This is a genomic window from Mucilaginibacter aquatilis, assembly GCF_009755275.1.
Taxonomy (GTDB): Bacteria; Bacteroidota; Bacteroidia; order Sphingobacteriales; family Sphingobacteriaceae; genus Mucilaginibacter; species Mucilaginibacter aquatilis.
Window position 1 is genome coordinate 173,251 of sequence record NZ_WQLA01000001.1, and the last position, 23,129, is coordinate 196,379.

21 protein-coding genes are annotated in these 23,129 nt (G+C 41.1%); 7 read left to right on the forward strand and 14 right to left on the reverse strand.

From position 1 onward, the window contains the following. Nucleotides 1-246: 246 nt before the first annotated feature. Complete coding sequence (locus GO816_RS00870) at nucleotides 247-933, reverse strand: hypothetical protein (RefSeq protein WP_157539465.1); 687 nt, start codon at nucleotides 931-933, stop codon at nucleotides 247-249. Between the two features lie 39 nt (nucleotides 934-972). Then, a complete protein-coding gene (locus GO816_RS00875; protein ID WP_157539466.1) occupies nucleotides 973-1,965 on the reverse strand; it encodes a D-alanine--D-alanine ligase in 993 nt (330 codons plus the stop codon). A gap of 120 nt (nucleotides 1,966-2,085) precedes the next feature. Here GO816_RS00875 and GO816_RS00880 point away from each other — a divergent pair, with 120 nt between their 5' ends. From GO816_RS00880 to GO816_RS00890, 3 genes are all read left to right on the forward strand, one after another. Next, a complete protein-coding gene (locus GO816_RS00880; RefSeq protein ID WP_157539467.1) occupies nucleotides 2,086-2,421 on the forward strand; it encodes a MerR family transcriptional regulator in 336 nt (111 codons plus the stop codon). A 120-nt stretch (nucleotides 2,422-2,541) separates the two neighbouring features. Then, complete coding sequence (locus tag GO816_RS00885) at nucleotides 2,542-4,659, forward strand: ComEC/Rec2 family competence protein (protein WP_157539468.1); 2,118 nt, start codon at nucleotides 2,542-2,544, stop codon at nucleotides 4,657-4,659. Between the two features lie 44 nt (nucleotides 4,660-4,703). Continuing rightward, nucleotides 4,704-5,342: a DUF4412 domain-containing protein gene (locus GO816_RS00890; RefSeq protein WP_157539469.1), complete on the forward strand. Its 639-nt coding sequence runs from the start codon at nucleotides 4,704-4,706 to the stop codon at nucleotides 5,340-5,342. A gap of 80 nt (nucleotides 5,343-5,422) precedes the next feature. Here the strand turns inward: GO816_RS00890 and GO816_RS00895 are convergent, their stop codons facing one another. Genes GO816_RS00895 through GO816_RS00910 form a run of 4 tightly spaced genes read right to left on the reverse strand, consistent with a single transcriptional unit; the run spans nucleotide 5,423 to nucleotide 8,716 of the window. Next, a complete protein-coding gene (locus tag GO816_RS00895; RefSeq protein ID WP_157539470.1) occupies nucleotides 5,423-6,037 on the reverse strand; it encodes a hypothetical protein in 615 nt (204 codons plus the stop codon). A gap of 5 nt (nucleotides 6,038-6,042) precedes the next feature. Next, complete coding sequence (bioA, locus tag GO816_RS00900) at nucleotides 6,043-7,308, reverse strand: adenosylmethionine--8-amino-7-oxononanoate transaminase (RefSeq protein ID WP_157539471.1); 1,266 nt, start codon at nucleotides 7,306-7,308, stop codon at nucleotides 6,043-6,045. Beyond that, nucleotides 7,305-7,742, reverse strand: a complete 438-nt coding sequence (locus GO816_RS00905) for an NUDIX domain-containing protein (RefSeq protein ID WP_157539472.1) — start codon at nucleotides 7,740-7,742, stop codon at nucleotides 7,305-7,307. Before GO816_RS00905 ends, bioA begins: the two co-directional genes overlap by 4 nt. Continuing rightward, nucleotides 7,742-8,716, reverse strand: a complete 975-nt coding sequence (locus tag GO816_RS00910) for a cation diffusion facilitator family transporter (RefSeq protein WP_157539473.1) — start codon at nucleotides 8,714-8,716, stop codon at nucleotides 7,742-7,744. The genes GO816_RS00905 and GO816_RS00910 overlap by 1 nt, the downstream gene beginning before the upstream one ends. A gap of 88 nt (nucleotides 8,717-8,804) precedes the next feature. On the opposite strand from GO816_RS00910, the gene GO816_RS00915 reads away from it, so the two are divergent. Beyond that, nucleotides 8,805-9,998, forward strand: coding sequence for a pyridoxal phosphate-dependent aminotransferase (locus GO816_RS00915; protein ID WP_198171386.1), 1,194 nt, complete (start codon nucleotides 8,805-8,807; stop codon nucleotides 9,996-9,998). Nucleotides 9,999-10,296: 298 nt separating this feature from the next. Here GO816_RS00915 and GO816_RS00920 read toward each other — a convergent pair whose 3' ends face one another. From GO816_RS00920 to GO816_RS00955, 8 genes are all read right to left on the reverse strand, one after another. Then, a complete protein-coding gene (locus GO816_RS00920) occupies nucleotides 10,297-10,857 on the reverse strand; it encodes an outer membrane beta-barrel protein (protein WP_157539474.1) in 561 nt (186 codons plus the stop codon). Between the two features lie 252 nt (nucleotides 10,858-11,109). Next, nucleotides 11,110-11,649: a hypothetical protein gene (locus GO816_RS00925; RefSeq protein ID WP_157539475.1), complete on the reverse strand. Its 540-nt coding sequence runs from the start codon at nucleotides 11,647-11,649 to the stop codon at nucleotides 11,110-11,112. A 391-nt stretch (nucleotides 11,650-12,040) separates the two neighbouring features. Further along, the gene (locus tag GO816_RS00930) at nucleotides 12,041-12,457 is read right to left on the reverse strand and encodes an arsenate reductase ArsC (RefSeq protein ID WP_157539476.1); all 417 of its coding nucleotides are present in this window, start codon (nucleotides 12,455-12,457) and stop codon (nucleotides 12,041-12,043) included. A gap of 9 nt (nucleotides 12,458-12,466) precedes the next feature. Then, a complete protein-coding gene (locus GO816_RS00935) occupies nucleotides 12,467-13,024 on the reverse strand; it encodes a DUF6428 family protein (protein WP_157539477.1) in 558 nt (185 codons plus the stop codon). Nucleotides 13,025-13,072: 48 nt separating this feature from the next. Then, the gene (locus tag GO816_RS00940) at nucleotides 13,073-13,402 is read right to left on the reverse strand and encodes an ArsR/SmtB family transcription factor (RefSeq protein ID WP_157539478.1); all 330 of its coding nucleotides are present in this window, start codon (nucleotides 13,400-13,402) and stop codon (nucleotides 13,073-13,075) included. A 71-nt stretch (nucleotides 13,403-13,473) separates the two neighbouring features. Beyond that, nucleotides 13,474-16,650 (reverse strand): efflux RND transporter permease subunit, encoded by a 3,177-nt coding sequence (locus GO816_RS00945; RefSeq protein WP_157539479.1) that lies wholly within the window; start codon nucleotides 16,648-16,650, stop codon nucleotides 13,474-13,476. 136 nt (nucleotides 16,651-16,786) lie between these two features. Beyond that, nucleotides 16,787-17,986, reverse strand: a complete 1,200-nt coding sequence (locus GO816_RS00950) for an efflux RND transporter periplasmic adaptor subunit (protein WP_157539480.1) — start codon at nucleotides 17,984-17,986, stop codon at nucleotides 16,787-16,789. 21 nt (nucleotides 17,987-18,007) lie between these two features. Further along, nucleotides 18,008-19,411, reverse strand: a complete 1,404-nt coding sequence (locus GO816_RS00955) for a TolC family protein (protein ID WP_198171387.1) — start codon at nucleotides 19,409-19,411, stop codon at nucleotides 18,008-18,010. 402 nt (nucleotides 19,412-19,813) lie between these two features. Between GO816_RS00955 and spt the strand changes: the two genes are divergently transcribed. From spt to GO816_RS00970, 3 genes are read left to right on the forward strand one after another with little or no spacing between them, the layout of a single operon-like run. Beyond that, nucleotides 19,814-21,019 carry a serine palmitoyltransferase gene (gene spt, locus GO816_RS00960; protein ID WP_157539482.1) on the forward strand — a complete coding sequence of 402 codons (1,206 nt, stop codon included), beginning with the start codon at nucleotides 19,814-19,816 and terminating at the stop codon, nucleotides 21,017-21,019. Beyond that, complete coding sequence (locus GO816_RS00965) at nucleotides 21,016-22,131, forward strand: hypothetical protein (RefSeq protein WP_157539483.1); 1,116 nt, start codon at nucleotides 21,016-21,018, stop codon at nucleotides 22,129-22,131. Before spt ends, GO816_RS00965 begins: the two co-directional genes overlap by 4 nt. Further along, on the forward strand, nucleotides 22,128-23,111 hold the full coding sequence (locus GO816_RS00970; RefSeq protein WP_157539484.1) for an NAD-dependent epimerase/dehydratase family protein: 984 nt from the start codon (nucleotides 22,128-22,130) through the stop codon (nucleotides 23,109-23,111). The genes GO816_RS00965 and GO816_RS00970 overlap by 4 nt, the downstream gene beginning before the upstream one ends. The last annotated feature ends 18 nt before the right edge of the window (nucleotides 23,112-23,129 follow it).

Sequence of the window (23,129 nt, forward strand, 5' to 3'; positions counted from 1 at the left end):
ACAAGAGCACTGGCCTGCCATAACCTTAAAAACCGGCATCAGCCTGTTTGGTAACTACAAGTCTAAGTAAAAGCACCAAACTTTGTAGAACAGGGTGCAGCCGGAAGTTTTTCTTTGGTTACTTTCTTTTTAAAGAAAAAAGAAAGTAACATCCACTGGCTTACGGCAAGTACATGCCTATCCTAACAAGGCACTACACTCAGTATTAGCACAACTTATATGATGTATCATAACATTTCCCTCCTGTCAAGCTTTACGTAATTTAATCTTCGAGAAAACATTCGTTGTTCTTTTCTTATTAGAGCGTACCAATCTTAAGTCTTTAGTATCCATTTTAAAAGGTGCTAATTCCTTAATTTTGTCAAAATACTTCCAGAAGTCATCATTGGGTTCTGTAAATGGAAAACATAATGACGGGCAAACACTATTGTTTCTCGACAAACTAATAATCAGCATTGATGTGTATTGCTGACCGGTTAATTCAATTCGGGTATCTAAATCAATTAACTTAAAATCATATGATAATATTAACTCTATTGGCCCCAAGTTATACTTAGGATATGGCTGTCCTGCTACCATGAACTCAATAGCGTCACTCAAATCAGCAGGAGTTAACTTCCATTCAGTTTTATTTTGCTCTGTTGGTTGCTTATCATACACATGATATCCTAATGGTTTTATATCACCAACTCCAAAATGGGCTACAATTCTTTCTAATAAGCTAACTGCTGGTTCGGGCAACTCTCCATGTCTTCTATCTGCCGAAAAGCCATTGATTTCAATACTGGTCGGTTGATGAATATCGACATCTGTACATACTTCAACAAAATATTTAATATTATCCCATGCCTTTTCAATCTTACCACCTTTGATGGCTTGAAAAATTCTTGTTAACGGCAGTTTATAAATTATATATGGTTGTATTGCTACCATTTTTACAAGTTTCGCAGTCTACTTTCTACAGAGAGTAATTTACAGCCCTTTACTCGATCCTTCCACAATCATCCCGTAAAACTCCTGCACGCTCATACCGGCAGCACGTACCTGTTGCGGTATAAGGCTGTTTGCCGATTGGCCAGGCGTGGTGTTTACTTCAATAAAATAAAAATCACCGGTACCTTCCTGCAAAATAAAGTCAATTCGCACCATGCCGCGGCAATTAAGGCGCAGGTAAACTTCGGTTAATATACCGGCAATTATCTCCTGTTTATCAGCACTAATATCGGCCGGCGTAATTTCCTGTGTTACGCCAGGAGTATACTTAGCTTCGTAATCAAAAAACTCTTTTGAGCTGATAATTTCGGTTGGCGGCAATACTACCAGCTTGCCGTTTAAGCGGGCTATACCCTGGCTAAATTCACGCCCTTTAATAAACTCTTCAACTAAAATTTGACTGTCTTCATGGAAAGCCTTCTCCAGTGCTGCCGGTAATTCGGCTACGTTATGCACCTTGCTCATCCCTACACTGCTACCGCCATTGTTAGGTTTTACAAATAGCGGAAAGCGCAGAGCAGAAGCTATGGTGCTTACGTCATGCATATCGCTTTTGAAAAGCTTAACTGACTTTGCGGTGTTTAAATGCTTCACATCATGCACCAATGCTTTGGTGTAAGCCTTATTCATGGTAATGGCAGAGGTAGTAGCGTCACAAGTGTTGTAAGGTAACCCCATCATATCCAGGTAACCTTGTATTTTACCGTCTTCGCCGGGTGTACCATGTACGGTTATAAACACGGTATGGAAGGTAATTTTGGTACCATTTACAGTTATACTGAAATCATTTTTATCTACATCAACCTGCTGGCCTTCGTGTTGGTAAAACCAGCGGTCGCGTGTAATTAAGAGTGTATATACATTGTATACATCGGCATCTAAATTGGCTGCAATATTTTTAGCGCTATTTATAGATACCTCATACTCTCCGGTATAACCTCCGGCCAAAAGGGCTATGTTTTTCTTGCTCATGGTGGTCAAATATAAACAGCCCCAGCAATATGTTGCCCGACGGCGTGGCACTTTTTCAAAAAAACTTGGTGCACTACCTGCCAATGATGATTGCGTAAGGCAATTTTACTACTTTTGCATATGCCTTACAAAGAACGCGATATCAATAAAATGTACTATACCATGGGCGAGGTTACGGCTATGTTTGATGTTAACCACTCGCTTATAAGGTATTATGAAAAGGAATTTGATGTACTGCAGCCCAAAAAGAATAAAAAAGGCAACCGCTATTTCACTACTGAAGATATCGAAAATCTGAAAATTATTTTTCACCTTATTCGTGATAAGGGTTACACTTTACAAGGCGCTAAAGACCACTTGAAAAATAATGGTAATGAAGCCAAAAGTCAGCAAAATGTGATTAACGCCCTTGAAAACCTTAAGCAGTTTTTATTAGAGGTGCGCGATCAATTGTAAAATTTAACCATCCTGCTTATAACGGCAAAATCAAACGCTTATACCCTACCACATTTTGCCGGTGTTTTTTGGGTTATCATTTCTATATTTAGGCAATAATCACCACCTGTCACGCCTCATATGCTGCAAGCCCATAAAGGCGAAGTTCCATTTTTTTACTGGCTAATGCCTTTATTGGCTGGCATTATTGCAGCTTTATCTTTTCAGCTACCGCAATTTTTAAATGGTGTATTACTAACCGGAGTATCATCAGCAATCGTCATCATTCTGTTAAACCTGTTCTATAACAAATTTAGGGTACAACAATACTCATGGGCCGGAAGTGTGTTAATGCATATCATATTAATATGCAGTGGCTGGTTACTGGTCCACTTACATGATGATAAACACCATAAAAATTATTTTGCCCGTTATAAGGCCCAATACTTAACCTTGCAGGTTATAAGCGAACCCAGGCAAAAAGGAATTTACACACGCTTTACCGCTAATGTACAACAGGTATTAAATAGCGGAACACATACAGCAACCCAAGGCAAAATACTGGTGACCTTAGTGGCTGATAGTAACGCTCATGTAGCCAATTATGGAGACGAATTGGTGGTACCGGCCAGGTACAAAACTATCGATCCGCCTTTTAACCCCGGCGAGTTCAACTACAAAAAATACCTTGCTAACCAGAATATATACCACCAGCTGTTTCTCAACCATGATGATTGCAGGCTAACCAACTACAATACAGGCAACCCGGTAATTGCATTCGCTCTTTCAATTCGACAGCAACTTATAACGTCAATTAAAAAATATATACCTGACGTTGAAGCGGCAGCCCTTGCTTCGACCCTGCTGCTAGGCTACAAAGCCGATTTAAGTAATGAAACAATGCAGGCCTATTCAAAAACCGGTACTATTCACATTCTATCCGTATCGGGTGCGCACGTAGCAGTTCTGTTCAGCATTATTGCATTTTTGCTTAAACCCTTCAGGCATCATCGCTATGGTAAACTGCTCAACGCATTACTGTCATTAACACTATTATGGGGCTATACCATTATAACCGGTTTATCACCTGCCGCGTGCCGTGCTGCGGTGATGTTAAGCATGCTATTAATAAGCAAAACAAGCACCCGGCCTGTGCATCCACTTAACGTATTATCGGTAGCTGCATTTGCCATGCTGTTATACAACCCCTACTTATTAACCGATGTAGGCTTTCAACTTTCTTTCATTGCCGTATTTGGGTTGGTGGTTGTACAACCCATTATTTATACACTATGGCAACCCCACAACACGTGGCTAAACAAGCTATGGAAATTATGCTCTTTTTCGCTGGCTGCTCAGTTGGTTACCTTTCCACTAAGCATGTATTACTTCCATCAGTTCCCTGTATACTTTTTAATAAGCAATTTGCTTATCATTTTACCTGCCGAACTTATTGTAATTGCAGGCATTGCATTTTTAGCCAGCACATTTGCCCCGCCGTTTGCAATGGTAAGTAAGTTTACGGGGCTGGTATTGCAATACCTAATTACAAGCCTTAACGCCATGCTGAGGTTTATAGAACATCAGCCTTATGCCAGTATAGATCGTGTATGGTTTTCAGGTTTAGAGATTGTTTTGATTTGCGGAGTTATACTGATCTTTATTTATCTGCTCACTTACCAAAAGAACCGGCAACTTTTTACGCTCTTATGCTGTGTATTTATTTTATGCCTTAGCGTAAGCTGGAAAATTATTCACCGCTATACTACTGACCACATCATCTTCTTTAATCTTAAGAAAAATACCGCCTTGCTTTTTAAGCATGGTACTAAAGCTGTATTGATTACCAACCTCCAAAAGTCAGACAAAAATTTTAACTACAGCGTTCAACCCTGCCTGGATAGTTTAGGCATTGATAGTGTAACTATATGCAAGCCTGAACATGATATACAAAACACCTTTTTAAGCAAGCGGTTAAACTACATTCAGTTCATTAATCAAACTGTTATCCTTTTTAATCCATCGCTGCAAAACGTAGTCTTACCAAATAAAATCAGCATCGATTACTTGTTTTACACTGGGAACCCGCAAAGCAGTATGGCTTATATCAGCAAGTTTTATAATTTCAAGCACTTTGTTGTTGATGCAGGCATACCGTTAAAAAGACAACAGACATTAAAGCACGAAGCCGACAGTATGCACATAAATATAATTACCTTGCGGCGTAACAAATCGTTTGTTATTGAATCTAACTATTAAATTAATATCTTTAATTAATTATTAACTGCACATTTTTAAAGAATATGAATAAACTATTATCTGCAGCTGTGGGCTTAGCCCTTAGCGCAACTGCGTTTTCAGCAAGCGCACAAAAGGCTTACACAGAAGGCGTTGCTATTTACGATGCCAAAGTGAACGGCCAAAGCATTGAAGCTAAAGTTTTCTTCAAAGGAGATTCATCGGCAACTGCTCGCCAGCAAGGCCCTGCTTCTATCAAAGTAATCCAATTTAAAGACGAAGCCATTACGGTTTTGGTTGACGTACCGGTTGCTAACATGAAAAAGGCTGCAGTAGGTACTCCGGGTGAGGTTGAAGAAATGATGTCGCAAATGCCATCGTTTACCTTTAAGCCAGGTACCGAAACTAAAGTTATAAACGGTTTTAAATGTACTAAAGTTATTGCTACAGACGCCAAAGCCAATAAATCATATGATGTGTGGGTAACTAAAGACATTACAGCACCTTCAAGTGCCTACGGTGTAGTATACGCTAAAGCAGGCGGTTTCCCGGTCGAATTTACATTGAACCAAATGGGAATGACGGTAACTAATACCTTAAAGTCTATCTCTGGTGATAAAGTTCCGGCAGGCACTTTTAGCATTCCTGCAGGCTATGATAAAATGACCTTAACAGATCTTAAAGCTTTAGGCGGCGGAAGATAATTTCTGCTATAAATTAAGCTAAACAATAAAAGGCCTTTGCACTTGCAAAGGCCTTTTATGATTGTAAATGGCTTTATAGTTTATTGAACACCTAACTCCTTACCAAGCTCCTTTACCCACGTGTGAAATAAGCGGGCTTCAATAGCTACAGCTTTATCAGCGTGCACTTGCCAATCTGCCGAAAACTGCTGCAACTGGTTAATCATCTCTTCCAGGTGTCCTTCTTCTTCAAGTATAATTGACTTAACGTTCACCTTGCTTCCAGCTTCGGTGAGTACATCCTGGTATACAGGGTAAAGTTCATCGGCACGTACTTCAATGGCGTAGGTAACCAGCAAGTAAGCTGCAAATCGCAGCTCTTTACCGCTTAAGCACAACGTATCTTTTAGGTAACGGCACGCATCAATATCTAACTGGTTTAAATAACGTTTGCTATGTGCGGCCGCCAGTAAATACTCCGGTGAGTAGGTTGGCAGGCTCACCCCTTCAATCTTTTCAATTTGCTTTTTTAGGAAGAAGGCATGACGATGCTCCTCGGCCGCATGTTTAAGTATAATATAGGTAACGGTAGCCGGGTCTTCACAAGCCGATATTTTACGTGCGCCGGTGTTCTCCATCAGCGACAGCGTATTCAAAAAACGGGCGTGCAGGTTATCGTTATTAACTATTTTAGTAAATATATCTTTAAGTTCCATAAGTATTAAATTGTATCGAGCGCCTGTTTTATAGCACTGTAAATATAATTGAGTTGCTCATTGGTTATGCAATATGGCGGTAAAATGTACAGCACGTTACCCAGCGGTCGCAGTATAATTCCTTGTTGCAGGAAATGCTGGTATAAGGTATCGCGCAAGCTACTAAAGTAGGATGTGTTGTTACCTGTCTCCCACTCCAATGCAACTATAGTACCCGTTTGACGTATGGTACGAACCTTTGGATGATGTTTAACCTCGTTAGAAAATGAAGCGTGAGAGCTTTCAATTCGTGCAATATTTTCTTTAGTTTCAGGTGCCACAAACAGATCCATGCTGGCAAGCGCAGCGGCACACGCTACCGGGTTGGCCGTAAACGAATGTCCGTGGAAAAGCGTTTTCAGCCTGTCGGCAGATAAGAATGCATCGTAAATGTGCTGTGTACAGGTTGTGATGCCCAGAGCCATGGTTCCGCCGGTTAGTCCTTTGGAGAAGCACATAATATCTGGCTGTTCAGTAATATGCTCACAGGCAAATGCTTTACCTGTACGGCCAAAGCCGGTAAAAACTTCATCGTCTATAGTGAATACGTCTTCGGCTTTGCAATGCGCTACCAACTCGTTTAAATATTCAGCCTCATACATCAGCATACCTGCCGAACCTTGCACCAGCGGCTCAAAAATAAAGCAAGCTAATTCCGTCTTGATACTTGATACTTGATACTTGATATTCTCAATATTATCCGCCGTAGGTAAATCAATAAACTCTACATCAAACAGCAGCTTTTCAAACGCATTGGTAAACGCGCTGCGGCCGCTAACAGCCATAGCGCCGAAGGTGTCACCGTGATAGGCATTTTTGAATGCCATTATTTTTGTGCGCTGTTCACCTTTGTTGTGCCAGTATTGCAAACACATTTTTATAGCTACCTCTACCGCTGTTGAACCATTATCAGAGTAGAATACCTTTTGTTGATTTTGAGGCAGGAGTTCCAATAAACGTTCGGCCAGCTCAACGGCAGGCTCATGCGTAAAACCGGCAAAAATTACATGCTCCAATTTTTGCAGTTGCTCGGCTACCTTTTTAGCTATATATTGGTGAGCATGCCCGTGGATGTTTACCCACCATGATGATACAGCATCAATATACTCACGGCCATCCTCTCCGTAAAGTACCGCACCTTCTCCCCTCACAATGCCTACGGGCGGTGCTGCAGTTTGCATTTGGGTATATGGGTGCCATATTACTTTTAAATCACGTTCTGTAAGGGTCATTTTTGTTCTTTCAATAATTCTACAACGTACTGGTCAATTGGAAAGGTTACGTCTTGCGGCGTTAAGTTGCTTATCTTTTCCCACCGGAAGGATTGCATTTGCATGCTATCACCATCAAAATCAAATGCCTTTGTTTTTACTGCAAAGTTCAGCGGACCTATTGCTTTAACAAGATAGTATACGCTGATGATTTGCGAATCGTTAAAGGCCGACTTCACAAAAAAATCAGTAGTGTAAAAGTGACTAATAACGTCTACTTCGGTATTGCACTCCTCCATAAACTCGCGCTTAAGCGCCTGGCTCAAACCTTCGCCAAACTCCACGCCTCCCCCCGGGAATTTGGTAAAACGGTAGCCTTGCACCTGCTCATCGGTAAGCAGCACTTCCTGCTCATCGTTAATCAGCAAGCCGTATACACGTACATTAAAATACATTATTCAAAATGTTTTTTGTTACGGAGAATGTTCTCCATGGTCCATTCTATATCAACTCGTTTTGCTTCGCTCCTGATGGGGCAATTAGGCATACTGCAATAATGGCAACATTCAGGCAGGCATGGGTCGGCATGTATAAACAGCTCGGTTGATACGCCTGCCTTTTCGTTTATCATTTTATCAACTAATGATATTTCGGTGTGAACCCGATTGAGGTCAAAGTAGCTGGGCAAAGTCATGTGGCAATCCAGGTGCAATTCGTGCCCATATTTTTGTGCGCGCAGGTTATGCACATCAATCCATTCGGGCTTACGCTCATCATTCAGCACTTTGATGATGTGCTCTACCACGTCAAAGTCGGTTTCATCCATTAACCCCGCAACCGATTTACGAACCAGCTTATAACCACTATAGCATATATAAATGCCAACAGCAATTGATAAGGCCCCATCTAACCAATTAAGTGCGGTAAAGTGAATTAAAAGCAATCCTGCTACTAAACCTCCGCTGGTTACCATATCGGTCAGCAGGTGGCGGCCATCGGCATCTAGGGTAAGCGATCGCAAATGCCTGGCTTTATAAATCATATAGTAGCCTAAAGCACCGTTTATTGCCCCGGTAGCACCTATGATAATGGCACCTGTAAGCAAATCATGAATAGGCTCGGGATTGAACAAACCATAAACCGATTTAAAGAGGATACCGACACCCGCAATTGAAATAAGCGCTCCCTCTAAAAAGACTGAGAAAAATTCAATTTTACCGTGACCGTACGGATGGTTTTCATCACGTGGCTGTGATGCAATGTAAATACTGAATACAGCGAAGGAACTAGCCACAACGTTGACTATACTCTCAGCAGCATCGGTAAGTACGAAATTGGAGGATGTGATAAAGTAGGCGCTGAATTTGGCCAGCATTAGTACCACACTTACCACTAATGCTACAATGATAATATTCCGCGTCTCTTTCAAATCATTAAAATAATGGACAAATTTAATAATAAGGAGTTCAATTGCGGGTAAACTAATTTTCTATATTTGCCCAATTTGATTTTCAACTATGAGTGCACTAAGCGACAGAATTAACAACTTGTCTGAATCACAGACTATTAAAATGGCCAAAATGGGCCGCGAATTGGCTGCGAAAGGTGTTGATGTAATCAGCCTCAGCTTTGGCGAACCCGACTTTCATACTCCCGAACACATTAAGGAGGCTGCAAAGAAAGCCATGGACGATAACTTTACCTACTACACACCGGTAGCGGGTTACCCTGAACTGCGAAAGGCCATAGCCAAAAAATTAAAGGACGAAAATAACCTTGATTACGACTTTACCGAAATCGTAGTATCAACCGGCGCTAAACAAGCTATTGCTAACGCGGTGCTTTGCCTGGTTAATCCTGGCGAAGAAGTAATCATCCCCACTCCTTACTGGGTATCATACTCAGAAGTGGTTAAGCTTGCCGAGGGTAAAAGCGTATTTATTGACACTACGGTTGAGCAAAACTTTAAAATTACGCCTGAGCAATTGGAAGCGGCTATTACGCCTAACTCTAAATTGTTTATGTTTTCATCGCCTTCAAATCCAACCGGCAGCTTGTACAGCAAAGCCGAGTTAGAAGGTTTGGCTAAAGTGTTTGAAAAACACCCGCACGTTTACATCCTGTCTGACGAGATATACGAGCACATTAACTACGTTGACAAACACGAGTCAATTGCCCAGTTTGACAGCATTAAAGACCGCGTAATTATCATCAATGGTTTTTCAAAAGGTTACGCCATGACCGGCTGGCGCATTGGCTACACTGCATCAACTAAAGAACTGGCTAACGCATTTGATAAAATGCAGGGACAAGTTACTTCGGGTACTTGTTCAATCACCCAGCGCGCTGGAACTGCTGCTTATGAAGGCGGCCTGGAATCGGTATTACAAATGCGCGAACAATTCAAAAAACGTCGCGATTTGGTTTACGGCTTGTTGAAAGAAATTGACGGCTTAAAAGTAAACCTGCCCGAGGGTGCATTTTACTTCTTCCCTGATGTTACTGCATTTTTTGGCAAATCATACAACGGTCGTACCATTAACGATTGCGACGAGCTTTCAATTTACTTATTAGAGGAAGCACACGTAGCCACTGTAGGAGGCCTATCGTTCGGCGATCCTAAGTCAATCCGTTTATCATACGCTGCAGCTGAAGATAAATTGATAGAGGCATGCAAACGCATAAGACGCGCTTTAGAGCAATTACAATAAGCCGTTTGATTTAAGATATATGGAAGCCGGGTTGTTTTTGCAGCCCGGCTTTTTTTGTAAAGTTGATTCCTTTTACACAAACCTACCAAACGGGGCAAATTCAATTCAACCTGTCATTCCGACTCAAGGAAGAATCTGTTAATGCGAATAAGCTTTCTATGAACAATATGTCCCACTATCGTTTGAGATGACAACTAACTTTAAGTGTTCTGCTACTTCTTAGATTCATAAATACTGAATTACAAAAAAAGCCCGGAACCAAACGGTTCAGGGCTTTCGTAATATTTTTTACTACTTACTAGAAGTTGAAGTTATAAGCTACACGTAACGCGATAAAGCTTACATAATCATTCTGGTGGTTAACGTTCTCGTAACGGAAAGAGAAATCAAGTTTGTTTGTCTCATAACCTACTGATGGCGCAATGAATTTGCTGAAGTGAGATCTGGTTTCTTTATCAATGTACGGATCGGCATAAGCCACACCAACCTCACCACCTAAATAAAATTCTGGTAAGAAGTATGCTTTAGCACCTAAACGAAGAGGTATAAGTTTCAAATCGGGTGTTAAAGATGCAGCTGAACCAAATACTTTGCTGTTGTTAGCTGTTATAACCGAGTAACCCACACCAAAGGTAACACCTAAGTTTTGAGTAACATCATATTGATATTTTGCTGATACACCAAAGCCCGGGTTGTAAGTACCGCTTCCAGGGTTCATATTTAAGAAGCCGTCTACACCAACATTAATGTGGTTTACAAACTGGCTGTAACGCTCGTTATTTCCCAATAACTGGGCTTTAACATTGCTTACACTAAAGACGGTCGCGATTAGAATGAGTATACGTAGAGTGTTTTTCATGGCCGTGATGTGATAGTTTTAATTGTGACGAATATAATCTTTATAATTAACATTTACATAAATTAAATATTTTTATTAAAGAAAATATCACTTTTATAACTATAAATTAGAATATTATCAAAAATTAAACATTTAGAATCGTCAAGTTCATTAACCACTATTTAAATGTTTTGTTTAACTAAAAGTTATTCATTTACAAAAAAAGCCCCGGTAAAAAACCGGGGCTTTTTAAGCTTTTAAAATTGTGTTTAATTACAGTTTAAAGCCATATGCCAAACGTGCAGCTACCATACCGTAGTTATTGCTTTGGCCCGAGAAGTTTTCGTAACGTACACCTAAATCTACATTACTCCATGAATAGCCTAAGCCAGGAGATAAAATAAGTTTAGTGTTTTTGCCGTAAGCAGTTTCAAATCCTGCACCTACTTCGCCTGATACGTAAAAGCCGCCATTTGTGTAAGCTTTTATACCAGCTTTTACAGGTATCATACCTTGGTCTTTAGGATTTACTTCAACATTGCCAACATTGTAGCTTTTAGTAAAAAAGTTGTAATAGCCAGAAGTTAAGGTAAGGGCTACATTTTGGGCAGCACCATATTGCAAACGGGCAGTACCGCCTAAGGCAAAGTTAGACGCATCATTGTAGTCACCTGTTGGTATACCGGCTTCAACGCCAATACCAAAACGCCAGTCATTAGCGCCAGTGCGTGATTGAGCTTTTACTACATTTGATGCAAACAAAGTGGCAACTGCAAAAGATGCTGCTGCAACTATTTTAGTTAACTTTTTCATAATCGTTTTCTTAATTCACTTGTGATTTTAAGTCACGTACAAAATTGTACACACACCGATTATCAAATACTTTGCCATTAACGTAATGTTAACATACGTACTATGAATAAACTACACCCGTAAAGTAGTCTTTCAGCAAAAGTTATTAACATTGCAAAGATGCTATTAAACTGATGCTCAGTAACATTTTTGTATCGCATTTACGCTATAATTGCGTTTAATCATACAAGTGTTAAAAACAGCTATAAACACCAAACATGACACGCGCAAGCCATAGATACATTCTGTCCTGTATTTATTTCAAATAACATTGTCAGTTTAAGGCTACAAACAAGCCACTTTTAAATTACGTTTATAAACATGATGTATTAAGGATAAATTTTTGAGAATGCTAACTCAACTCACGTTCAATAAACCTTGCAGCATAATCTTTAATCATGTTCCTTACAATTCTAAATTGATTGATTACATCTTCATTAGCACCTGTGGCTTTGGCAGGGTCGGGAAAATTAAAATGAAAATGCCTTGCATTGTTCGGCAACACAGGACAAACCTCTTTGGCGTGATCGCAAACAGTTATTACGTACTCAAAGTGAACATCATTATATTCATTTACGTGATTTGATGTATGTGTTGATATATCTACTCCGTCTTCAGCCATAACTGTTACGGCCTTGGGGTTTAATCCATGTGTTTCAACACCGGCACTGTAAATCTCAGCCTTATTACCTGCATAAAGCCTCAAATAACCTTCAGCAATTTGACTCCGGCAACTGTTACCGGTGCATAACACCAAAATATTTTTCATAACTATAATTTAGCAACAACCTGATCCGGGAGTACAAGCGGTTGCAGATGATGCCAGATTAACTAATTGAATTTTTGGCTTTACCTGAACAGGCGGCGCGCAACACTCTTCCCCTGTTGATGTTGTACCGCAGCTTCCGCCACGTTCAATTGCCTTGCAGGTTACCGAATCAGGACGCAGATCAACTGTTAAATTATCGCCATCAACAATAAAGCCCTTTGGCAATAACTGCCTGGTATCATAAGTTGAATTACCAAACTCCACTTTAACCACAGCATCAGGATTAAGAGGTAAAGATTTTTCAACAAGCTGAATTATTGACAGCGCTTTACTCACTTCCATAGCACGCTCCTCCTGTTGGCCCTCAGGTTCCCATAACTGCACCACAACCTCTGTCCAGGCATTAAGTACGCCACCGCAATCAACCGAATTGACCAATGTGCGCTTAATTTCCGTAATATGATAAGAAGCATCAACCCACTTATCGTCGGCATACTTAAACTGTAACGTAAGCTGAGGATTAGCCAGCAATTCATTTTTGAAATCTTTCCAGTTCATCATTTCCATAATCTTAAATTTAAATCGTAATATTACGATTGATTTGAATAATTTTTTTTAACAGCAGGTTGTTGGCTGCTTGTATGAAGCAAATAAGCCGTCCACCTGTACGGCAAGTATATTCCATGCTTTGGGCTCAATGCAATAACAAATACTTACTCCATCAATTGTGCCCTGTATAATACCGGCATTTTTCAACTCTTTTAAATGCTGTGAAACTGTTGCCTGTGCCAGTCCCAGCTCATCAACCAAGTGGCCGCAAACACATGCATTCGCTTTTATAATGTGCTGCAAAATTGCAATACGGGCCGGGTGAGCTAATGCTTTAAGCATACTAGCTAATTGATTTTGTTCATTGGTAAATATTTCGGTTTTACTAGCGCCCATCTATCGCAATATTACGATTAATTTTTTATCAAAAAAAGGAGCTTCAATGATTGAAGCTCCTTTTTTATTTCTTAATGATGTTCTTGACCGTCATCCTTACGGTTTTGCTCTAGTTCGGCAAGTTTCTTTTCGCCGTATGCAAAGTGTGTAATAATGTAAAATAGTACCGGCACTACAAACACAGCCAGTGAGGTTGCTGCGAGCATACCACCAAACACTGTCCAACCAATGGTTTTACGAGCTTCGGCACCTGCTCCTGACGCAATCATAAGCGGAACTACACCTAATATAAAGGCAAGCGAGGTCATGATAATTGGCCGTAAACGCAACCTAACGGCTTCCAATACCGATTTTTCCAGCCCATGGCCGGCATCTAACCTTTCCTTAGCAAACTCCACAATCAGGATGGCGTTTTTAGCCGAGAGACCAATGAGCGTAATTAAACCAATTTGCGCGTATACGTTGTTGGTAAGCTTTGGTAAAAAGGTAAGGAATAGAATTGCACCAAATGCTCCCAATGGTACAGCCAGCATAACCGAGAACGGTACCGACCAGCTTTCATACAATGCTGCAAGGAACAAGAATACGAAACCAATTGATAACGCAAATATGTAAACAGTTTTCGAACCAGATAGCATTTCCTCGCGACTTAGACCCGAAAATTCGTAGCCATACCCCTCCGGTAAATACTGCGCGGCAGTTTCCTGTAAGGCTTTGATTGCATCACCGCTACTGTAACCCGGTGCAGGACTACCGTTAATTTCGGCAGAGCGGAATAAGTTGTAATGTGATATAAGCGGTGCGTTCTCAATAACTTTGTAAGAAGTAACCGTACTAAGGGGCACCATAGTACCTGATGAATTGCGAACAAAGAATTGTCCCAGGTTTTGTATGCTGGTACGGTAAGATGTATCGGCCTGTGCTACCACACGGAAGTTGCGACCGTAAATAGTAAAGTCGTTAATGTAGGCACTACCCAAATAGGTTTGCAGGGCATTATTAATATCTGAAATCTGCACCCCCAGGCGTTTTGCCTTCTCACGGTCAACAGTAAGCTGGTAGGCCGGTGTACGGGCAGTAAAGAAGGAGAACGAACGTGATATTTCTTTACGTTGACCCAATGCGGCAATAAAGCCTTGCAAGGTTTTTTCAAATGTTTTGATGTCGCCGCCTGCCTGCTTCTCTTCAAATATAAATGAGAAACCAGCAGTATTACCCAAACCAGGGATTGCCGGCGGCTGAATTACCACCACGCTAGCTTCCTTGTAGCGGGCTAGCCGTTGTTGTAATTTTGCAACTATACCTGCAGCATCTTCACCATCGCCTTTACGTTCGGCCCAGGGCTTAAGCTGCACGAATACTGTAGCACTGTTTGATTTACTTGCAAAGTTAACTGCGTTCAAACCTCCTAATGCTGCATAGTGGCCAATGCCCGGTATGCTGTCAATGGTGGCCATCATATTTTTCAGTACGCCAACGGTACGTTCAGTTGATGAACCTTCGGGCAAATCATAAGTCACAAAAATACGGCCTTCATCCTCGATAGGTAAAAAGCCTGATGGCTTACCTTTAAACAGGAACATAGTACCAACTATGATAGAAATTAGCAATATGACTACAAACCGCGAAGCTTTGATACTGCGATGTACGCCATTGCCATATTTCTCGGTTACGCGTGCAAACCAATTATTAAACTTGAAAAAGAACCTGTCGAGCCAGCCTTTTGAATTTTCATCAATTTTGTGAGGCTTAAGCATAATGGTACACAATGCCGGGGTAAGTGATAAAGCCACAAAAGCCGATATAAGCACCGAGATTGCAATGGTGATTGCAAACTGTTGGTACAACCTGCCCACAATCCCCGGAACGAAACCTACCGGCACAAATACCGCTGCCAAAATAAGCGCAATGGCAATTACCGGTGCCGATATATCACGCATGGCGTGTTCTGTAGCTTCCCGGGGCGACATGCCCTCCTCGTCCATATAGTGCTGTACAGCTTCCACCACCACAATGGCATCATCCACCACAATACCTATAGCCAGTACAAAACCAAATAGTGTAAGGGTATTTATGGTAAAGCCTAGTGGTATAAAGAAGATGAACGTGCCGATAATTGAAACAGGGATAGCTAAAACAGGTATTAAGGTTGCCCTCCAGCTTTGCAGGAACAGGAACACTACCAATACAACCAATGCCAGCGCTTCAACCAAAGTATGTATAACCTCTTCTACCGATACCTTTACTACCGTTACCGATTCAAACGGTACAACGTAGTCGACATCAGCAGGGAACGTTTTCTTAAGCTGCTCCATTGTGGCATACACCCCCTCAGCAGTCTCAAGTGAGTTACTGTTAGGTGCCTGGTATACCAACAGGTATGAGGCGCGTTTACCATCAACAAACGAGTTACCTGTATAGTTAAATTTACCTAATTGAACACGAGCTACATCTCGTAAGTGCACTAAGGCGCCGGTGTTTGGCTGAGTACGTACAATGATGTTTTCAAACTCCTCGGGCTTAACTAAACGGCCTTTGGTAAGTACAGTATATTCAAATGTTTGCCCTTTAAGTTGCGGCGGCGCTCCTACGGTACCGGCAGCTACCTGCACGTTTTGTTCCTGCAGGGCCGCTGTAACCTCGGCAGCAGTCATACCATAAGAGGCCAGTTTATCGGGCTTAAGCCAAATACGCATACTGAAATCATCGGCACGGGTAAACACATCACCTACACCCTTGGTACGCAATAAAGCATCCCTGATAAATACGTTGGTATAGTTGTCAATATAGGTAACATCGTGGGTGCCTTTAGGCGAGTACATGGCCACAAGCATTAAAATACTTGGGTTACGCTTACGCACGGTTAAACCTAAACGCTGCACTTCCTGCGGTAATGTTGGTTGGGCAATACTTACACGGTTTTGTACATCGAGCGCGGCAATGTTAATGTCAGTGCCTACTTCAAAGTTAACCGTCATACTCATTTGACCGTTGCTGGTACTGTTACTTTGCAGGTAGGTCATACCCGGGGTACCGTTCACCTGCACCTCTACAGGGGTAGCAACCGTTTGCTCAACGGTGAGCGCATCGGCACCGGTATAGTTACCCGTTACCTGTACCGTTGGCGGTGTAATATCAGGGTACTGTCCTATAGCCAAACTGGTTATAGATAATATACCAACTACCACAATTACTATTGAGATAACAATAGCAGTAACCGGTCTTTTTATAAATACATCTGCAATCATTGTATAATTATTAACCCAAGTGCCCCCTAAAACAAGGAATGGCTTTTGGGATATTTTCTGTATTTTGAATAAGGCTTTTATACCTTAATTTGCATTATTGCAAAGCTCTCTGCCTTAAACAGCGCGTTGCAGGCAGCTATTTCTTTTTTTCCTCGGCCTTGCCACCACCTGCAGCACCGCCTCCCTGGGCTCCACCGGCAGGTGCACCTGTACCGCCCTGAGCTCCTTGCGCCGGCGGCATGCCAATGGTAATTTTACCACCATCGCGCAAACGCTGAAAACCTTCGGTTATTACCTTCTGGCCTTCTTTCACACCATCCATTACCACAACGTTTTCGCCAATACGCGGGCCTAAAATTATTTTCTGCTGCTTGGCAACAGTATCGGCCTGTAAGAAAACAAAGTACTCTCCCATTTGCTCGGTAACGGCTTTATAAGGTATTTGCACTCGCTCGCCCGACTGATCATTCAATACATTCAGTACACCGCTCATACCATCGCGCAAACTATCTTGAGGATTTGGAAACTGCACTCTTACTTTAACAGAGCCTGTTAAACTGTTAACGCCCCTATCAATAGCGTAGATGCGCCCCTTTTGGTTATACATAGAGCCGGTACTAAGTTTCAGCCGGAAAGTTGAATCGGTAGTATGTTTTTGCAAATCATAAAAACGATCTACCGACTGCTCATTAATCACTATATCAACACCAATGGGGTTTTCACTCGATATGGTGTTCAATAAGGTAGTTCCTGGCGTTACCTGAGCTCCAAGCCTTACCTGTGAAATACCAATACGACCGGTAAACGGAGCAACAATGCGTGAATAAGACAAATTTGTAAGGGCTGTTGATACACCTGCTTTTGATGATGCTACCTGTGCCTGCGCAGTAGCCAGAGTAGCCACCGCCTGGTCATAGGTTTGGCGCGCAACCGCATCCTGTTTAAGCAGGAATGAGTAACGGTCGGCATCCTTTTTTGCACGAACCAGGTTTGCTTCTGAGCTGGCTAAACTCGCTTTTGCCTGCTGATAAGCGGCTTCATAGTTACGGCGGTCAATTTCATAAAGCAACTTTCCCTTAGGTACTACTTCACCTTCTTTGAAGAATATACCGGTAATGTAACCCGTAACCTGCGCACGCAGTTCAACGCTGCTTAAAGCGGTTACTGTACCCTGATATTGATCATAATAAACCGAATTTAACCTTTGAGCTTCGGTTACATTAACAGGAGTTGCTGGCGGAGCAGCAGCGGCTGCACTCTTATCATCTTTATTTTTGCAGCCCGTCCATAAAAGCAAGGCTAATGGAATGGCTGATAAGGTATATATTGTTTTCATATAATCAGTTTAGTCTAAAATTTATCGTACAGGTAGAGTTCCCAGTGCCCGCTGTACATCAACTTTACTTGATAGCAGCTGGAACAACGCGTTGTAATAATTAAGTGAAGCTGTGCGTAAATCAGTTTGCGCAACAATAAGGTCAAGGTAGGTTTTAATGCCCTCCCTGTACTGCAGGCTTACAATGTTATATACATCCTTTGCCAATTCAACGTTTTGTCGTAGCGTGTTGTAGTTAGTATAGTTGCTTTTATAGTTTGCAATAGCCTGGGTAAACTCTGTATTTATTGCATTACGTGTGTTTTCCAAATCAAGATCGGTACGCTTAACCTGCAGGCGTGCCTTACTTAGGTTTTGCAAGCGTTTGGTCCCCTGAAATATCGGTATAGCAATATTCAGCCCTACAAGAGAAGTTGGAAAAGCATCTTTATACAATCCGGATAAGCTACTGTTGAAGTATAACAAGTTGTATGATCCCACTGCCGATAACGAAGGAAGGAAACCGTATTTATAATAGCTTACACGTACATTGTTTAAATTCTTTTGCGTTTCGAGCAAGCTGTACTCAATGCGGTTATTTACGTTGAGCACCTGGTTGGTATCAATCAGCGTTTCGCGTTCAAGGCGTACCGAATCATAAGTAACGGTAAGCGGCCTTTGAGGCGTATATCCCATTAGCTGCTTTAAATAAGCAGTACGACTATTTACTGACTCCTGTAATTGCTTGCGCGTTGCTAAAGAGTTATTTAAACCAATAGTGGCTTGCTTAGCATCAATTTTATCAACCACTCCGGCTTGGTAACGGGCATTGGCATCTTTTAAATTACGCTGCAGGCGGGCAATATCCTGATTAATAATATCAAGCTGGCGTTGCGACAACAACAAATCATAAAAGGCTTTACTTACGTTTGATACCACATCAATTTTAGCGCTTTGAGTGTTTTGCTTATAATACTGTCTCGAAAACTTAGAAGCTTTTGATGCCTGCAAAACATCGTTGTTGTAAATAACCTGACTGGCTGATAAACCAAGGTTTGATACATTATTGGCAATGGCTAATTGCTGACCGCCTACTGCACCACCACCTGCACCTACACCTGTACCGTTGCCGGTACCACCAGTGCCACCGGTACCACCAGTGCCTGTTCCGGCTCCTGCGCCGCCAGCGCTTGTTCCTCCCCCTGTGGATGCAGCAAAGGCATTGAAGCGCTGTAAATAATGTTGAAAACTACCCGTTGAATTAACCTGTGGCAGCCAATCAGCCAAACTGATGCGAATGTCCTTTTCGTTAATTTCTTCATCAATGTTAGCTTGCCTAACTGCGGGTTGGTTACGTAACGCAAAATCAATACACTGCTCTAAGGTTAGCTTGCTCGCAAGCGTATCTTTTGCTGTTTGCGCCAAAATAATGGATGGCGCAGCCAATAAAATTGTGATTAATAAAAGCCGATAAAAATTTTTCATAGAGTAATGGCACCGTGCTTGTGCAGAACATACAACACGGGCATAAGTTTTATATTAGAGACTAATTAGAGGAGCGGCAATATTGCACAATAATTAAAGCAAAAAGGTAACCCTAATTGAAATTTTACATTAATGAAGCATTAAGACACTATATCGTTTCAAAAATGTAATTTTTTAAAACAATTTTAAAAAGCGTAATACGGATATCTAAAATTTTTGATTACTTTGCCAGATAGATAGCATGGGTTAATGCATACTATTAATATTGCCCTAACCCATATCATTAAAAAAATTTACATATCAAGTATAAGTTTTAAGCTTTTTGATTGGTATTTTTACAAAAAATTTAAGCAGGGTTAATAAATGCGTAAAAGACTACATGAGAAGATAGCTCAGTTTACAGACGTAAAAGATGTGAGGGATAAGGGTGTTTACCCATTTTTTAGACCTATTTCATCTGGTCAGGATACTGAGGTGATAATTGATGGGCAACGTGTGCTTATGTTTGGTTCAAATTCTTATTTGGGCTTAACCAACCATCCTAAAATAAAAGAAGCATCTAAAAAAGCCGTTGATAAATACGGAACAGGTTGCGCCGGATCAAGATTTTTGAACGGTACACTTGATATTCACATCGAGCTTGAAAACCGTTTGGCTGCCTATGTAGGTAAAGAAGCTGCCGTGCTTTTTAGTACTGGCTTTCAGGTTAATCTTGGCGTATTATCATGTATTACCGGCCGTAACGACTATTTAATACTCGACGAATACGATCATGCCTCTATTATTGACGGTAGCCGCCTGTCGTTTTCACGTGTAATTAAATATGCACACAATGACATGCAGGACTTACAGCGTAAATTGGCCCTGCTGCCCGAAGAAGCTGTTAAAGTAATTGCTGTTGACGGTATCTTCAGCATGGAAGGTGACATTGTTAAATTACCTGAAGTTGCAGTATTAGCTGAGCAATACGGTGCCAACATTTTTGTAGATGATGCACACAGCCTTGGTGTTATTGGTGTAAATGGTGCTGGTACAGCATCGCACTTTAACATGAATGATGATGTTGACCTTATTATGGGTACATTCAGTAAGTCGTTTGCATCATTAGGTGGTTTTATAGCTGCCGATCATGAAACAGTAGATTATTTAAAACACCGTGCACGTTCACTAATGTTTAGCGCAAGTATGCCACCGGCATCTGTAGCAAGCGTTATTGCCGCGCTGGATATTATTGAGGCCGAACCTGAACGTATTGAAAAATTATGGGATAATACCAATTATGCCATGAAACTTCTTACAGAAGAAGGTTTTGACTTAGGCCCTACTGAAAGCCCTATTCTTCCTATTTACATTCGTGATAATGATAAGACCTTTGCGGTTACCAAATTATTGCAAGATAATGGCGTGTTTGTAAATCCGGTGGTATCTCCTGCTGTACCATCTGATTCATCATTACTCCGTTTCTCGTTAATGGCAACTCATACGTTTGCTCAGATAGACGAAGCCGTTGATAAAATATCGCGTGTATTTAAAGAAGTAGGCGTTACTACAGTAAAAGAAAAAATATGACAAATATTGTCGCAGTAAGCTCCAAAAAGGAGCTTGCTGCTTTTATAGACTTTCCGCACGACCTGTATGCAAACGACCCGAACTATGTTCCGGAGTTGTTTATAGCCCAGCGCGACCTGCTAACCACCCACCCCTTTCACGAGCACAACGAACTTCAATGCTTTTTGGCTTACGAAGGCAAAAAAGTGGTTGGACGTATAGCCGCCATCTTAAATAACAGCCATAATGAATTTAACAAAGCCAATGATGGCTTTTTTGGTTTTTTTGACTGTATAAATGACGAGAAGGTAGCTACATTACTTTTTGATACGGCTGAACAATGGTTGCGTACCAAAAAAGTAAGCACCATTATTGGTCCGGTCAATTTTTCAACTAATGAAACTTGCGGATTGCTTATCCAGGGCTTTGATTCGCCGCCATTGGTGATGATGACCTACAACGCAGCCTACTACGCTGAGCTGATTGAAAAAGCCGGCTTGCAAAAAAAGGTAGACTTACTAGCTTTTAAATTTGGCAAGGAAGGATATGATGATAAATCATTCCAGCTTTTAGACCGTATACAGGAGCGCCTTAAGCGTAACGACATCATTATACGCAGCGTAAACATGAAAAACTTCAAAGAAGAATCTTTAGCAATACGCGATGTGTATAATGCTGCATGGGATAAAAACCTAGGCTTTGTACCCATGAACGATAAAGAGTGGGATTACCTGGCAAAAGACCTGAAAATGCTTTTAGATCCTGATTTTTTGATTGTGGCTGAGCAGAAAGGTAAGATTATTGGGTTTGGCCTTGCCCTACCTGATTTAAATCAAATTTTGCGTAAGGTAAAACGCGGTCGCCTACTCCCTACCGGTATTTTCAAAATATTATTAGGTAAAAAGAAAATAAGAGGCATTCGTATTATTACGCTTGGTGTTGTTGACGGCTATCGTAAAATGGGTATTGAGGCTTGTTTATATGGTACCATCATTAAAGAGTATCGCCGTAAAGGTTTGGATTACGCCGAGGCTTCATGGACTTTGGAAAGCAATGATTTAATCAACAATGCTATTCTAGCTATAAAAGGAGACCCATACAAGAAATACCGCATCTACGAAAAAGCTATATGAGAGAACGTGTACTGATTACCGGTGCAAGTGGCTTTGTAGGTTATCATTTAGTTGAAGCAGCTTTAAAAGCCAACCTTGATGTTTTCGCAGCGGTACGTAAAAGCAGTAAAGTAGATCATTTAAAAGAATTTGATATACAATACGCTTATACGAACTTTAATGATATCGACGCTTTAAGTAAAGAAATTGCAGAAAATCAATATGATTACATCATTCACGCCGCAGGTGTAACTAAAGCAAATTCTGCAGCCGAATACGATGCAGTTAATACCGGCTACGCGGTAAACCTTGCTAAGGCAGCGGTTAAAAGTAAACGTATTAAAAAGTTTGTTTTTGTAAGCAGCTTAGCCGCAGTGGGACCTTTGAATACAACTGAAGGTTGCCTTACTGAAAATAGCATACAAGCGCCGGTTACCGCTTACGGTAACAGTAAAAAACGTGCTGAAGAAGCGTTTAAACAAATTGAAGGTTTAAATTACGTTATACTAAGACCAACTGCTGTATACGGCCCGCGTGATAAGGATATATTGATAGTACTTAAACAATTTGCAGGTGGCTTTGAACCGTACATAGGCCGTATAGACCAATACTTAAGCTTTATATATGTTAAAGACTTGGCCCAGGCATGTGTTTTGGGTTTAACACACGGACATAACAGCGCTTATTTGCTTTCTGACGGAAAACGTTATGACCGTTATGAATTAGCAAATATTACAAAACGCTTACTTAGCGTTAAAACATTTAAAATACATTTGCCGGTGCCTGTAATAAGGGTTGTGGCTGGTATTGCCGAAGGCGTAAGCCGGATTACAAAAAAAGCATCAGCCTTAAATGTAGAAAAGCTGAATGAGCTGACTGCAGTAAGCTGGATTTGCAGTATTGATAAAGCACAGCAAGAATTAAATTTTGCACCGCAGTACGATCTTGAGCGCGGGTTAGCCGAAACGCTTTCCTGGTATAAAGAAAATAAGTGGTTATAAAGTAAAATTATATCCCTT